This is a genomic window from Methylobacterium sp. Leaf123, assembly GCF_001423405.1.
Lineage (GTDB): Bacteria > Pseudomonadota > Alphaproteobacteria > Rhizobiales > Beijerinckiaceae > Methylobacterium.
In genome coordinates this window covers 306,222-319,441 of the sequence record NZ_LMNS01000023.1, presented here as the reverse complement: position 1 = coordinate 319,441, position 13,220 = coordinate 306,222, and the positions used below count along the sequence as shown (strand labels likewise).

Genomic DNA, 13,220 nt, shown 5'->3' with positions numbered 1-13,220 from the left:
CGCACTGTGTCGCGGAGGAGTGTATGTTATCAGACAAAGCTGGGTCTTCTCAGATACTTGGTCCGACTTTCGGGGGCGCCGAAATGCGCGCCGAAGGCAGAGCCGGCATTGCCTAACCGTGGCGCGGCAGGCATACCGGCTGCCGTAATGGTCGATCCGTCGCAGATGCACGCCGTGGGGCCGAACGGTGGTCCGGTCGACCTTCCGGTCGATCTCGATGCCTTGTCCGCTGAGCAGCGGGATGAATTCGGCGTGGGCATTCTTGCCCTCGACGCCGTGGGAATCGTGCTCGCCTGCAATCGGGCCGCGGGCGCGATGTGCGGCCTGCCGCCCGACACGATGATTGGGCGCAACTTCTTCCGCGAACTCGTGCCCAGTACCAACGTGCCGAGCTTCTACGGCCGCTTTCTCAGCGGCCAGCGCCGGAGCGCGACCGATCAGGCCTTCGAATTCGTGTTCGGCCGTATCCCGGCCCCGCTGCGGGCCCGAATCGGCCTGCGGTCCGGGTCGAGCGGACGCATCTGGCTGACGATCACCCCGCTGGAGCAGATCGCCGCCGGCCCCTCGCGCGAGGCCGTCCTCGCGGCGATCGCCCAGCGCAGCCGGGCCGAGCCAGTCGATCCGAGCCTGTGCGAGCGTGAGCCGATCCACATTCCCGGCTCGATCCAGCCGAACGCGGTGATGCTCGCCGCCGATGCCGCGAGTCTCGAGATACTGGCCTTCAGCGCCAACGCCGCCGACGTGCTGGCCCCTGAACTCTTCCCGCCCAACGGCCTCAACCTGGAAGCGGTGCTGCCGGGCGCGATCGTCTCCGCGATCCGCGACGGGCTCGCCGCCCACACCCTGACCGACGGGCGGCTCCTGCGCCGCTCACTGACGCTTCCGCCGCGGGGCGAGCGCTTCCACCTCGTGGCCCATGCCCATCTCGGCCGGGTCATCGTCGAGCTGGAACTGGCGCCGGAGCGCCCCGAGGACTTCCTCGCCGCGAGCCCGCTCGACGCCGAACTCGCCATGATGCGGCTGCGCGCCGCCGAGACCCTCACCGAGGCGGCGCAGATCGCCGCCCTCGAAATCCGCGCCATGACCGGTTTCGAATCGGTGCTGGTCTACCGCTTCGACACGGATTGGAACGGCGAGGCCATCGCCGAGGACATGGTGCCGGACTGGCAGCGCCCGCTGATCGGCCTGCGCTTTCCCGCCTCCGATATCCCGGCCCAGGCCCGTGCCCTCTACACCAAGGCCAAGAGCCGCTTCGTGATCGACCGCGACTGCGTGCCGGTGCCGCTGGTGGCCGACCGCGCCGCGGGTAACGCGCCGATCGACCTTACCTTTGCGCAGAACCGCACGCTCTCGCCGATCCACCTCGAATATCAGCGCAATCTCGGCGTCGATGGTTCGATGTCGATCTCGATCATGGTCGAGAACCGGCTCTGGGGCCTGATGATCGGCCATCACCGCCGGCCGCATTACGTCGCGCCGGAGACCCGCGCCGCAGCCACCGTGCTCACCGACGCCTTCGCCATGCGGGTGCAGGAGATCGAGGGCAAGGCACTGTGGGGCGAGCGGCAGCGCCATCTCGACGTGCAGGGCCGGCTGGTGCGCGGGCTCACCCGTTCCGACGATTTCGTCACCTCCCTGACCCAGGGCGATCCGACCCTGCTCGACCTGTTCGGCGCCACGGGGGCGGGCATCGTCTCGGACGAGGCCGTCTGCCTCGTCGGCGTCACGCCGGAGGCGGCGAAGGTGCGTGCGCTCGCCGATTGGCTGCGGCAGAGCGTGCCGCCCGACGAGACCACCTTCGTCACCGACACGCTGGTGCTGCATCACGCGCCGGCCTCGGACTACACGGAGATCGCCAGCGGCCTGCTCGCCGCCTTCGTCGGCACCTCGCGCCAGCATCTGCTGTTCTGGGTCAAGCCGGAAGTGCCGAGCACGGTGACCTGGGGCGGCGACCCGCGCAAACCCGTCCTGCCCGGCAGCGGCCCGGTGGCGGTGCTGCCGCGGCGCTCGTTCGAGCGCTGGATCGAGGAGCGCCGCGGCCATTCCACCCCTTGGGCGACGTGGAAGGTGGCGCTTGCAGCCCAACTCGCCGACGCCGTGGACGGCGTGGTGCTGCGCCAGCGCCGCAAGATCGACGAGCTGACGGGGCTGCTCGCCGACAAGGAGCGCCTGCTGGAGCAGAAGGATCTGCTCACCCGCGAGATCGACCACCGGGTGAAGAACTCGCTGCAGATCGTGACGGCCTTCCTGCACATGCAGCGGCGGCAGATCGCCGACCCGGAGGCGCGCCAGGCCTTCTCCGAGACCTCGGCCCGCGTCATGAGCGTCGCGCGGGTGCATGACAGCCTGTACCAGGGCGAGAGCATGGAGCAGGTCGATCTCGGCCAGACCATCCAGACCCTGTGCAGCGACCTCGCCGGCATGGCCGGCGACGAGCACAGCGTCGAGCTGACCGCCGAGCCCGGCCTGATGGTGCCCTACCGGCACGCGGTGGCGCTCTCCCTGATCACGACCGAACTCGTGACCAACGCGTTCAAATATGCCGGCAAGCCCGAGAAGGGCGCGCGGATCAGCGTCTCCGTGGCAGGGGGCGAGGGGGCGGCCGTCCGCCTCAGGATCTGCGATGACGGCGAGGGCATGCCGTCGGGCTGGGAGAACGCCAAGGCGCGGGGCACCGGGCTCGGCATGAAGCTGATCCGCGCCATGCTCGACCAGATCGGGGCCCGCCTCGACGTCGAGAACGCCGACGGCGCCTGCTTCACCGTTCACGCCTGAGCCCCGCTTGAGCGACAGCCTGCACGCCCGCTTGCGGGACGCCACGCACGCGGCGCACGAGGCGCTGGAGCGCGACCTCGATTGGGAGGCGCGCGTGGCGACGCTGCCCGGCTACCGGGCTCTGCTGGTCCGCCTGCGCGGCTTCCACGCCGCCTATGAGCCGGCGATCGGGGCCGCGCTCGCGGATGCAGCCTTCTTCGATCCGCGCCGACGGCTCCTGGCTCTCGATGCGGATCTGCACGCCCTCGACGCGGCGACCGGTCAGATGCCCGCCGCACCCTGCCTCGATGGGGCGGGTGCGGCGCTGGGCGCGCTCTACGTGCTGGAGGGCTCGACGCTGGGCGGCGCCGTCATCGGCCGCCACGTCGCCCGCCTGCACGGGGAGGACGTGCCTCTGGCCTATTATGCCGGCCGCGGCCGCGCGACCGGGCCGCTCTGGCGGGCCTTCCGCGAACGCCTGGACGGGTTGCCGGAGGCGGAAGCCGCCGCCGCCTTCGCCGCGGGCATCGCGACGTTCGAGGCCATGCGCGGGTGGCTGACGATGAGCGAGGGCTGATCGGCGAGGCTTCTCCAGGGCTTTGCCCTGGACCCGCGAAAGGGCTTGCCCTTTCGAAACCCGAAACTCAGCGCGGCGGCAGCACCTGCGCTTGCTTGGCTTCGAGGGTCTGCCAGACGATCAGCGAGGGCAGGCCGAGAACGACGTCGGGGACGCGCTTGGCGAGCGACAGGGCGATCGCGGTGCCCGCGTCGAGCCCGAACAGGGCGCCCACCACGACGAAGCCGCCCTCCTGCACACCGAGCCCGCTCGGGACGGCGAAGGCCGCCGACTTGATCGCCTGCGAGAGTGATTCCAGCACCAGCACCTCGGTCAGGCTCACCTCGACCCCGATACAGGCGAGCACGATCCAGATCTCGGCCGCGCCGAGCCCCCAGGCCACGGCGTGCAGGGCGACCGATTGAGCGATGTGCCTGCGGCGGCCGCGGGCCCAGACCGCGTCGAGGGCCCCCTGCACGGAAAGGATACCCGCCGCGCCCGCCTCCGGTTTCGCCCCCTCCGGGGCCGCCGAGCGCAGGAAGCGGCGCCCCAGCGCGGCGAGGCGCCGCTCCAGCCCCCGCGCCGCGCCGAGCCTCTGCAGGGCGAAGAAGGCGGCGACCGCTGCCACCGCCACGGCGGCGGCCTGGGTCGTCCACCACGCGAGCACGGCGGCGGCCTCCCCCGGCAGCCGCCAGAGCAGGCCGGCGCCGAGCCCGGTGAAGGCCACCTGCGTCGCGACCTGGATCAGCATGTCGGCCAGCAGCGAGGCCGCCGCGAGGCTGCCCGCGACGCCCCAGAAGGTCAGCAGGCGCCCGCCCACCACCTCGCCGCCCACCGAGGCGACCGGCAGGAGCACGTTCACGCCCTCCCGCACGAAGCGCAGGATCACGAAGGCGCCGGTCTCGACCGGAGGCTCGGCGGCGGCTTTCGCAGGAGAGGCGTGACGTCCCGAGGGCGGGATGCCGCGCAGCACGCGTGCCCAGGCGAGCCCGCACAGCAACACGATGACGGCCCGCACGCCGACGATGGCGGCCAGCCCCGCCGGGCCGATCCGCCAGAAGGCCGCACCGATCGCCGCGAGATCGTTGGTGGCGACGAGCCAGACGCCCAGCCCCAGCCCGACCAGCGTGCCGACGAGCGGCAGCCGGCGCAGCAGCCCGCGCAGGAGACGCCCTGGGAGCGGCCGTTCGACGGGCCGGTCCGCATAGGGATCTTCGCGCCCGTCTACATGGCGAGTGGGGGCCTCAGCCATGGTCGGCTCCAACGGGCGAGCCGTCCAAGCTCGCCTCGGACGCTTCGAACACCGGGACGGGTGGGGCCGGTGACGGCACTGCGGCGGTGAGAGTGAGTGCCGCGGGGCCGAGGGCATCGAGCGCCGGATCGACGAGGATCACGCGGCGACGCGCCAGGGATTCCGGTGTGGCCAGCGTCAGCATCCGCTTGGGGCAGGGCCCGAGACAGCCCGTCTCCAGCACCCGGACCTTGCCGGCGCCCCCGCCCTGCTTGAACGCCCGCTTGACGGCACGGCCGAGCTGCTTGCGGTCCACGCCCTGGCGCTTGGCGCATTTGCGGCAGACCAGCACGAGGTCCGAGAAGCCCGCTTTGGCCGTCCTCACCTTGGTCGTCCCGGTCCGGGCCGATTCAACCCGGTCCGCTCGGGCCGCCCCGCCCGGATCCTGCCGCCGTCCCACATGGCCCTCCGTCCGGCCCTTCGATTCGGGCCGCACTCCGTTTCGGGGGCGGTATCGCAGCCCCCCGGCCCGAGGCGCAATCCCGGCGGATCGCCGCGCCTTAAAAAGGGCCGAAAAGAACGTGACCTGAACCACCAGACAGGATGCCCCCCGAGCTTGCCGAAGCCTCTGGTCCGAGCGTATCGCGAGTGGCTGGGCGCGAGGCCCTTCGCGCGGGTGTGCTCCGGCCGCGGATCCGTGAGGACCCCCATTCGATGAGTTCCGACGACGAGGTCAAGCAGGCGACGCGGGTTCGGCCGAGCCCGAGCGTCCAGTCGCTCATGGATCTTGCCCGGCGCTCCGTGCCGGATCTGCGGCGCAACGCCGAGACGATCGAACCGGTCTCTCCCGGTAAGGGCGGGTTCCCCGGTCGGGCGCTGGTCGAGCGGGCGCGACGCGGCCTCGAATGGACCCGGCTGCCTGGCCTGCGGCCGCGGCAGGCGCGTCCGCCCGAGCGGATGGCCAAGCGGCTGTTCCGCAGCTACTGCCTGTTCGCGCTGGCGCCGACCGCTTTGGTCGGCCTCTACGTCTTCGCGATCGCCAGCCCGCAATACATCGTCGTGTCGCAGTTCGCCGTGCGCGGCAATGTCGAGCCGATGGCCAGCGCCGAACTCGGCCTGCACAGCGACCTGATCCAGAAGCACAACAGCCAGGACAGCTTCATCCTGCGCGACTACATCGGCAGCCGGCCGATGGTGGAGGCCGTCGATGCCAAGCTCGGCCTCGAACGGATGTTCTCCCAGGACGGGATCGATTTCTGGGCCGGCTACGGCGCGGGTCAGCCGATCGAGAAGCTGGTGCGCTACTGGCGCCGGCAGGTGATCCCGCACATCGATGCGATTTCCGGCGTGATCCACCTGAAGGTGCGTGCCTTCAAGCCCGAAGACGCGGTCGCGATCTCGCAGGAGGTGATCGCCCGCTCCGAGACCTTGATCAACAGCATCTCGCGCCGCGCCCAGAGCGACATGATCGCCAATGCGATCAAGGAGGTGGAGCAGTCGGCCGTGCGGCTCAAGCAGGCGCGGATCGCGATGCAGGAGTTCCGCAACCGCTGGGGCATCATCGATCCGGTGAAGTCGGCCGAAGCGGCCGTGACCACGATCGAGCTTCTGCGCAAGGACAAGATCAAGGCGGAGAACGACCTGCGCGTGCTGCGCGACTCCAAGCTCGACGAGAAGAGCCGCGGCATCCAGGTGCTCGTGGCCACCCTCGGCGCGCTGGACGGGCAGATCAAGGATCTGCAGAGCCGCCTCACCACCGACGGCATCGTCTCGAACTCCGAGCACAACCTCACCCAGGCCCTGCTCGAATACGAGGGCCTGATGGTCGAGCAGACGGTGGCGGAGAAGCTCAACGCCTCGATGCAGATGATCCTCGACCGCGCCCGGATCGCGGCGGCCAAGCAGCAGATCTATCTGGCGACTTTCGTGCCGCCCCTGCTGCCGACCTATTCGGAATATCCGGCCCCCTTCTACGCCCTGTTCGCGGCCCTGTTCTGCTTCACCGTCCTGTGGAGTTCGGTCTCGCTCGTGACCGCAGCGATCAACGACAACCGGCTCTAGAGCCTTGTTGTGACACGCATTCCGACGAACCGGCTTTCGCTTCGTCGGAATGCGCTCTAAGCGGCGGCGGGCAAACGGCTTTCATCGAACGGCTTCCATGGCGGATTTCACCGATCTCATCGCGCGCGCCGTCAGTCCGTCCATGAGTCGGGAGGAGCGCGATCAGGTCTACACCGTGGTCCGGCAAGCGGTGCAGCGGCTCCAGGACCGCGAGGGTCTCGCCGGCGACGATCCCCGCATTCTGCTCCAGCGCCACCTGATCGAGGAGACGATCCGCGACGTCGAGTTCGACATCGTCCGCTTCCTCACCCTGCGCAAGATCGAGCAGGCGCGGGCAGCCCAGAACGCCGAGTACGAGGCGCAGTTCACCAAGAAGCGGTGAGGGGGGGCCGGTTGCAGCATCACCATTTTGGGATGCTGTCGGAGCCGAAAGCCAATCGCTTCGGCGGTGTGAGGCGGCCGGTGAGGGTGGCCTGCAGATCGTGGCCTCTTGGCCTTAAACAGACCTTCCACCGACGCCTCGATCCCGCTTGCGATGTTACCGAGAGCGGTCATTCGCCCTGCTTGCGACGCGTTTGCGGTTCTCGGACCGGACACGGGCATTTGGGTTGCTCCACCATGGGTCTTATGCCCTACGTCCCTCCCCCGAAGGGGTCGGATGGCAAAGGATCTGGGCTTTGTGCGCAGACGGGACGGCGGCTGAGGCAGGCCTGCCGCACTTCTTCCTGACGACCTCAGGCTTGCCGCCTGGGGAGGCCTTCGAGCGGTGGCGCACCCTCCTGGCGCCGATGTACGACGTTCGTCCGACAACGTCCTCCGCCCCGCTGCCGTTCGGCACCAACATCACCTACCCAATCGACGACCTCGTCGCCCAGCGCTCGCTGCTCTCGACCCAGCGGCTCCAGCGTGACCGCCGACGCGTGGACGCCGGTCCCGACCACTATATGGTCCAACTCTACCGGTCCGGCCGCTTCCAGGGCACTGTCGCTGGCAAACCGGTCTCAGCCTCGCCTGGCACCGTGACCTTTATCGGCCGCCGTCACCTGCTCGACGGCACGCTTGACCGAACCGATGTGGTTGGCATCGCCGTACCCTGCACCCGCCTCCATGGGCTGACACTTGAGAAGCACGGCCTCCTCTTCGATGTGGACCGCAACCGGCTGCTGGCCGCGCGCATTCAAGAAATCTACCACCATTTGCCGACCACGCGCGCCGACGAGGCCCCAGGTCTTGCCGATGCGTTCGTTGTCTTCCTGCACCGCCTACTCGATGCCTCACAGGCCGCTGACGTGCTGGAGGGCCAGGAACTCGATGGTGGCCTAATGGCGCTGGCTAAGACGATCGTACGAGCGAACCTATCGCGGCCTGACTTATCGCCGGAGTTTTTAGCCCAGGAGATGCGGGTCTCGCGTGCCACCCTCTACCGGCTGTTCGAGCCCGGGGAAGGCGTGATGAACTTCGTTCAAGGCGAGCGCCTGAAAGCGGTGCGCGACGCCCTTTCCGATCCCCTGGAGACGCGCACCATAAGCCGATTGGCCGAGGTGTTTGCCTTCCGCAGCATCGCGCATTTCAGCCGTAGCTTCCGCAGCCGTTACGGCGTCCCGCCTCAGGCTTGGCGTCGTGAGCGCCGGGTGGCCCAGCACATCGGCGGCCAAGGGACGGAGCAACACGTCTGGAAGTGGCTGCGGGAAACGTGATGACCTCGTCCGGGTGTATTCTGTAACTCTACGGCGTAAGGGATCGCCAGCGGTCGCGCGAGGCGGCACGCTACATCTTCCGCGTGTCGCACACGGACCCGGTGAGGCGGTCCAACCGGATGCAGCGAGCCGGATGCTCAAGCCCGTGCCGTCATCGCCCCCGTGTTTGGCCGCCGTCATCGAACGGACATGGGGAACCGGCTACCTCAATGAGGGGGTACCTTCAGAAATTTCGTAAAATCAGAAGTTGCTTTCATTTGATGGAAACAGCTAATGCGCGAAGCTTCGGCGTCCCGCGAGCGAGCGTTCCATGCCTTTCCTGCGCACCTTCCCGACCAGGGCGGCGGATGCTACCGGCCCGTCGCCGTCAACCTACGGCCTGCTGCTCCTGTCGGTTGCAGCGGCCATGTGTGTTCAGAGTCTGACGGACGTCTGGCTCCACACCTCTCTTGTCCAATGGCTTGCTCCGCTCTCGATGCTGGCCGGAGCGGTCTATTTCAATACTCGTTCGATCTGCCGCCGTCGCTTCGGCGCGGGACTCGCCCTGCTGGCGGTCTTGATCATACAGCTCCCCACGGCCGGCGCTCTTGCCTACGGCGTTCAAGCCTTCAGCCTGCCGCTGCGCGATGACTGGTTCATCGGGATCGATCGCGCATTCGGCTTCGACTGGCTGATTTTCCAGACCTTCATGGTCGAGTGACGGGGTTTGATGGAGATCCTGGGTCAAGCCTACGAGACATTCTTCCCGCAACTCGGCCTTACCCCCGTCCTTCTCGCAGCTCTGGGCGAGGTGCGTCGCTCCGATCGTTTCGTGTCGTCCTTCATCCTCTGCGTGACGATGACGACGATCATCAGCGCCGTGTTGCCGGCAGAGGGCGCGGCCGGCCTCCTCGGGCCGGACGAGGCGCATCTGCTCTTCCAGGGCGCGACGCCGCTCGTGGATCTGCACGCGTTGCGTGACGGCACGATGCGCGGCTTGCCTCTGAACGAAGTCGGGCCGCTGATCTCCTTTCCGTCACTTCACTGCGCTGTCGCCTACCTTGTGACGGCGGCGATCTGGCCGTTGAAGCGCTTGCGCTGGGTCGTGCTTCTCCTGAATGCCGTGATGACGGTTTCGGCCGTGACACATGGTGCTCACTATGCCTGCGACTGCGTCGCGGGCCTGCTCGTCGCTGCGATTTCGTTCCACGCTGCCGGGCAGCTGGGGCCTTGGAGCGAGAGATGGCTCGCGCGGATGCGCGGTGTGGCGGTGCTGCCTGCCGCCCCCGCTCCGACCGTGCTTACGCCTTAGAATCCGTTCGGCGTCCTTCGACGCCATCAGGCTCAACCATAGGCCGCCATGGCCCGCACGCCGCCGGGCTCGGCCACCTTCACGCCGGCCTCGACATACTCGTTGAGCTTGTTGCGTAGCGTCCTGATCGAGATGCCGAGGATGCGCGCCGCATGCGTGCGGTTGCCGAGGCAATGGTCGAGGGTGTCGAGGATCAGGTCGCGCTCGACATCCGCTACGGTGCGCCCGACGAGCCCACGGGTGGCAGCCTCCGCCGCGCTCGCCGCCCGCTCGACCGGGCCGGAGGCCGCCATCGGCGCCGCGAGCGATTCGCCCTCCGGGCTCAGGATCGCCTCCGGACCGATCTCGGCCCCCTGCGCCAGGAGCACCGCGCGGTGGATCGTGTTCTCCAACTCGCGCACGTTGCCGGGCCAGGGGTTGCGGGCGACCAGGGCCTGCGCCTCGCGGGCGAGGGGGCGCAGCGGCAGCCCGTTCAGCTCCGCGTATTTGCGGGCGAAGTGGGCGGTGAGTTCGAGGATGTCGGCCAGCCGCTCGCGCAAGGCGGGCAGGCGCAGATGCACGACGTTGAGGCGGTAGTACAGATCCTCGCGGAACGTGCCCTTCTTTACCTCGTCGGCGAGGTTGCGGTTGGAGGTGGCGAGCACGCGGATATCGACCTTGACGGGGGCGGCGCCGCCGACCCGGTCGATCACCCGCTCCTGCAGCGCGCGCAGCAGCTTGGATTGCAGCCGCACGTCCATCTCGGAAATCTCGTCGAGGAGCAGGGTGCCGCCATTCGCTTCCTCGAACCGGCCGATGCGCCGGGCGACCGCGCCGGTGAAGGCGCCCTTCTCGTGGCCGAACAGCTCGGATTCGAGGAGCGCCTCGGGGATCGCCGCGCAATTGACCGAGACGAACGGGCGGCCGGCCCGGTTCGACTTGGCGTGGACATGGCGGGCCAGCACTTCCTTGCCGGTGCCGCTCTCGCCGGTGATGAGCACGGAGGCTTCCGAGCGGGCGACCTGCTCGGCGAGCCGCACCACGCGCTCCATGGACGGATCGCGCCAGATGAAACTGCGGGCATCCGCCGCCACGGCCTCCAGAACCGCCGCGATCAGTTCGGGGTCGGGGGGGAGGGGGATGTACTCCTTGGCGCCCGCCTGGATCGCCGCCACCGCCGCGCGGGCGTCGGAGGCGATGCCGCAGGCCACCACCGGCGTGCGGATGCGCTCGTCGGACAAGGCCTGCACCAGCCGGCGGATGTCGAGGCCGACATCGACCATGACGAGGTCGCCGCCCTTGGCGCGCAGGGTCGCGAGCCCCTGGTCGATCCCGTCGGCATGGGTGACCGAGGCGCCCCGGTTCATGGCGATCTTCGAGGCGGTGACGAGCTCGCTCGAGAGCCGTCCGACGATGAGCAGCCGCATGGCGTGGTGTCTCCGACAAATTCTTCCGGTTCAGATGGCCCGCCCGGCCTGCGATGATCCCTCATCGCAGGCCGCCCCCGCGAAAGGCGGGGCGGCGGCCATCCGCCGGACGTGCCGATCCCGGCCGCAGGCCGGGATCGGCACACCAAAGGATCAGTGATCGTTCTTGATGATCTCGGTCATGGTGACGCCGAGGCGCTCCTCGACCAGCACGACCTCGCCGCGAGCGACGAGGCGGTTGTTGACGAAGATGTCGATGGCCTCGCCGACCTTGCGGTCGAGTTCGAGCACGGCGCCGGGGCCGAGCCGCAGGAGGTCGCCGATCGGCATGCGCGAGGAGCCCAGCACCGCCGAGACCACCACCGGCACGTCGAAGACCTGTTCGAGGTCCGCCGCATTCTTCGGGCTCGTCGGCGCGTCGCGGACGGAACCGGGGCCGCCCTCGTCGTAGGGCATGTCGCCCTCGTTGAGCTGGGGCAGGCTGAAATCGTCGCTCGACATCGGGCTCAGGCCTCTGCGCTGGCGAAATTAGGGGAAAGGGCGGCCTCGACCGCGGCCTCGATACGGGCGCGCTCGCGCACGACACCGCCATCGGCCCATTCGAGCCGGGCATCGCCCGGCGCCATGTCGGGTTCGCCGAGCACCACGAGGCGGCCCTCGAAGCCGTTCTCGCGCGACAGGCGCTTCATCAGTGTCTCCGCGTCATCGACGAGGCCCTCGTTCACCCGAAGCACGAGGTGGGGCACGCCGCGCAGGTGCCGGAGCGCGGAGCGGGCCGCCTCCTCCACCGTCGCCAGGGGCCGCGCATCGAGGGCCTCGCCCGCGATCCGGCGGGCGAGGGCGGCCGCGAAGGTCAGCGCCTGGGCCTCGCGCTCGCCGTCGCGGGCATCGGACTGGTTGAGGAGGCCGGCCGCGGCGAGCCCGACCCGGGTCAGCGCGTCGGCAAGCCGGGCCTGTTCCTGGAGGGCGGCCTCCGCCCGGCCGTCCTGAAGGCCGCGGGCATAGGCGGCCGCCTCGATGGCGGCCCGTTCGGCCTCCGCCCGGGCCGAGGCCTCCGCGTCGGCGGCGGAGGGCCCGCGCGGGCGGCCGAAATCGGTGTCGAACAGGAAGGGGCGGGAGGCGCGCGTGCTCAATAGACCAACTCCTCCTCGCCGCCGTTCTTGGCGATCATGATCTCGCCCTTCTCGGCCAGTTCCTTGGCCAGTTCCGTCATCTTGGCCTGCGCCTCATCGACCTCCTTGAGGCGGATCGGACCCATCGAGCCCATCTCGTCGGTGAGGTTCTTGGCCGCGCGGGTCGACATCTGGCGCATGAAGAAAGCGCGCACCCGCTCGTCGGCGCCCTTGAGCGCGCGGCACAGGGTGTCGTTGTCGACCTTGCGCATCAGGGTCTGGACCGAGCCCGGATCGAGCTTCAGGAGATCCTCGAAGGTGAACATGAGCTGGCGGATCTTCTTGGCCGAGCCGCGATTGGCCTGGTCGATCGCCGCGAGGAAGCGGGTCTCGGTCTGACGGTCGAAGGCGTTGAACACCTCGGCCATGAGTTCGTGCGCGTCGCGCCGCGTGGTCTGGGCGATGGTCGAGACGAACTCGGTGCGCAGGGTCTCCTCGATATGGCGCAGGGCCTCCTTCTGGACGGTCTCCATGCGCAGCATCCGGTTGAGTACGTCGATGGCGAACTCCTCCGGGAGAATCGTGAGCACCTTGGCGGCGTAGTCGGCCCGCACCTTCGAGAGAACGACGGCCACGGTCTGCGGGTATTCGTTGCGCAGGAAGTTCGCGAGAATCTCGGGGTCGATCTGGGTCAGGCTCGCCCAGACGCGCTTGCCCGACGCGCCCTTGATCTCCGCCATGATCGACGAGACCTGCTCGGGCGGGAAGATCTTGAGCAGCAGCGACTCGGTGCGCTCGAAGTTCGAGGTGATGCCGCCGCCCGAGGACAGCCGCGAGACGAAATCGACGATCAGCCGCTCGACGGTGGCCGCTTCCAGCGAGCCGAGCTGCACCATGGCGTGGCTGACGAGCTTGATCTCGTCCTCGTCGAGGCGCTGCCAGATCGGCGCACCTTCCTCCTCGCCGAGCAGCAGCAGGAGGGCGGCGGCGCGCTGCGGGCCCGGCATCTCGGCGAAGGCCTTCGACGCATCGAGGCTCTCCATGGCAGCGTTGAAGTTTACGCCCGCGGACACGAATGTCCTCCTCTCTTCCGGTTCTGCCTGGTGTCAGCG

13 protein-coding genes are annotated in these 13,220 nt (G+C 69.0%); 7 read left to right on the top strand and 6 right to left on the bottom strand.

The features are described 5' to 3' along the window. Positions 1 to 147: 147 nt before the first annotated feature. Together ASF53_RS15205 and ASF53_RS15200 are read left to right on the top strand one after the other, a co-directional pair. Positions 148 to 2,775, top strand: a complete 2,628-nt coding sequence (locus ASF53_RS15205) for a histidine kinase dimerization/phosphoacceptor domain -containing protein (RefSeq protein WP_056199890.1) — start codon at positions 148 to 150, stop codon at positions 2,773 to 2,775. A gap of 7 nt (positions 2,776 to 2,782) precedes the next feature. Next, positions 2,783 to 3,331, top strand: coding sequence for a biliverdin-producing heme oxygenase (locus ASF53_RS15200; protein WP_056199887.1), 549 nt, complete (start codon positions 2,783 to 2,785; stop codon positions 3,329 to 3,331). Between the two features lie 67 nt (positions 3,332 to 3,398). Here the strand turns inward: ASF53_RS15200 and ASF53_RS15195 are convergent, their stop codons facing one another. Both ASF53_RS15195 and ASF53_RS15190 read right to left on the bottom strand, forming a co-directional pair. Further along, on the bottom strand, positions 3,399 to 4,562 hold the full coding sequence (locus ASF53_RS15195) for a lysylphosphatidylglycerol synthase domain-containing protein (protein WP_056199884.1): 1,164 nt from the start codon (positions 4,560 to 4,562) through the stop codon (positions 3,399 to 3,401). Next, on the bottom strand, positions 4,555 to 5,001 hold the full coding sequence (locus tag ASF53_RS15190; RefSeq protein WP_056200197.1) for a (2Fe-2S) ferredoxin domain-containing protein: 447 nt from the start codon (positions 4,999 to 5,001) through the stop codon (positions 4,555 to 4,557). Before ASF53_RS15190 ends, ASF53_RS15195 begins: the two co-directional genes overlap by 8 nt. A gap of 254 nt (positions 5,002 to 5,255) precedes the next feature. Here ASF53_RS15190 and ASF53_RS15185 point away from each other — a divergent pair, with 254 nt between their 5' ends. The 5 genes from ASF53_RS15185 (at position 5,256) to ASF53_RS26760 (ending at position 9,590) form a co-directional block, all read left to right on the top strand. Then, positions 5,256 to 6,602: a KpsE/RkpR family capsule polysaccharide export protein gene (locus ASF53_RS15185; protein ID WP_056199880.1), complete on the top strand. Its 1,347-nt coding sequence runs from the start codon at positions 5,256 to 5,258 to the stop codon at positions 6,600 to 6,602. Positions 6,603 to 6,699: 97 nt separating this feature from the next. Further along, on the top strand, positions 6,700 to 6,984 hold the full coding sequence (locus ASF53_RS15180) for a hypothetical protein (RefSeq protein ID WP_056199878.1): 285 nt from the start codon (positions 6,700 to 6,702) through the stop codon (positions 6,982 to 6,984). Positions 6,985 to 7,390: 406 nt separating this feature from the next. Continuing rightward, positions 7,391 to 8,299, top strand: coding sequence for a helix-turn-helix domain-containing protein (locus ASF53_RS15175; protein WP_056200194.1), 909 nt, complete (start codon positions 7,391 to 7,393; stop codon positions 8,297 to 8,299). Between the two features lie 310 nt (positions 8,300 to 8,609). Next, positions 8,610 to 8,999: a hypothetical protein gene (locus tag ASF53_RS26765; protein WP_286134459.1), complete on the top strand. Its 390-nt coding sequence runs from the start codon at positions 8,610 to 8,612 to the stop codon at positions 8,997 to 8,999. A gap of 9 nt (positions 9,000 to 9,008) precedes the next feature. Further along, positions 9,009 to 9,590: a phosphatase PAP2 family protein gene (locus ASF53_RS26760; RefSeq protein ID WP_286134471.1), complete on the top strand. Its 582-nt coding sequence runs from the start codon at positions 9,009 to 9,011 to the stop codon at positions 9,588 to 9,590. A 32-nt stretch (positions 9,591 to 9,622) separates the two neighbouring features. On the opposite strand, the gene flbD is transcribed toward ASF53_RS26760, so the two are convergent. From flbD to fliG, 4 genes are all read right to left on the bottom strand, one after another. Beyond that, entirely contained in the window at positions 9,623 to 10,996 is a 1,374-nt protein-coding gene (gene flbD / locus ASF53_RS15165; RefSeq protein ID WP_056199875.1) for a sigma-54-dependent transcriptional regulator FlbD, read from the bottom strand. Between the two features lie 153 nt (positions 10,997 to 11,149). Then, on the bottom strand, positions 11,150 to 11,497 hold the full coding sequence (fliN, locus tag ASF53_RS15160; protein WP_056199872.1) for a flagellar motor switch protein FliN: 348 nt from the start codon (positions 11,495 to 11,497) through the stop codon (positions 11,150 to 11,152). 5 nt (positions 11,498 to 11,502) lie between these two features. Next, positions 11,503 to 12,129, bottom strand: coding sequence for a FliH/SctL family protein (locus ASF53_RS15155; protein WP_056199869.1), 627 nt, complete (start codon positions 12,127 to 12,129; stop codon positions 11,503 to 11,505). Next, entirely contained in the window at positions 12,126 to 13,181 is a 1,056-nt protein-coding gene (fliG, locus tag ASF53_RS15150; protein WP_012255236.1) for a flagellar motor switch protein FliG, read from the bottom strand. The genes ASF53_RS15155 and fliG overlap by 4 nt, the downstream gene beginning before the upstream one ends. Positions 13,182 to 13,220 lie beyond the last annotated feature (39 nt).

What these genes read in the sequence shown, in the direction of transcription:
- ASF53_RS15180 (WP_056199878.1), top strand. Translation starts at nt 6,700, where the DNA reads ATGGCGGATTTCACCGATCTCATCGCGCGCGCCGTCAGTCCGTCCATG.
- ASF53_RS15195 (WP_056199884.1), bottom strand. Translation starts at nt 4,562, where the DNA reads ATGGCTGAGGCCCCCACTCGCCATGTAGACGGGCGCGAAGATCCCTAT.
- ASF53_RS15185 (WP_056199880.1), top strand. Translation starts at nt 5,256, where the DNA reads ATGAGTTCCGACGACGAGGTCAAGCAGGCGACGCGGGTTCGGCCGAGC.
- ASF53_RS26760 (WP_286134471.1), top strand. Translation starts at nt 9,009, where the DNA reads ATGGAGATCCTGGGTCAAGCCTACGAGACATTCTTCCCGCAACTCGGC.
- ASF53_RS15175 (WP_056200194.1), top strand. Translation starts at nt 7,391, where the DNA reads ATGTACGACGTTCGTCCGACAACGTCCTCCGCCCCGCTGCCGTTCGGC.
- fliN (WP_056199872.1), bottom strand. Translation starts at nt 11,497, where the DNA reads ATGTCGAGCGACGATTTCAGCCTGCCCCAGCTCAACGAGGGCGACATG.
- ASF53_RS26765 (WP_286134459.1), top strand. Translation starts at nt 8,610, where the DNA reads ATGCCTTTCCTGCGCACCTTCCCGACCAGGGCGGCGGATGCTACCGGC.
- flbD (WP_056199875.1), bottom strand. Translation starts at nt 10,996, where the DNA reads ATGCGGCTGCTCATCGTCGGACGGCTCTCGAGCGAGCTCGTCACCGCC.
- ASF53_RS15205 (WP_056199890.1), top strand. Translation starts at nt 148, where the DNA reads ATGGTCGATCCGTCGCAGATGCACGCCGTGGGGCCGAACGGTGGTCCG.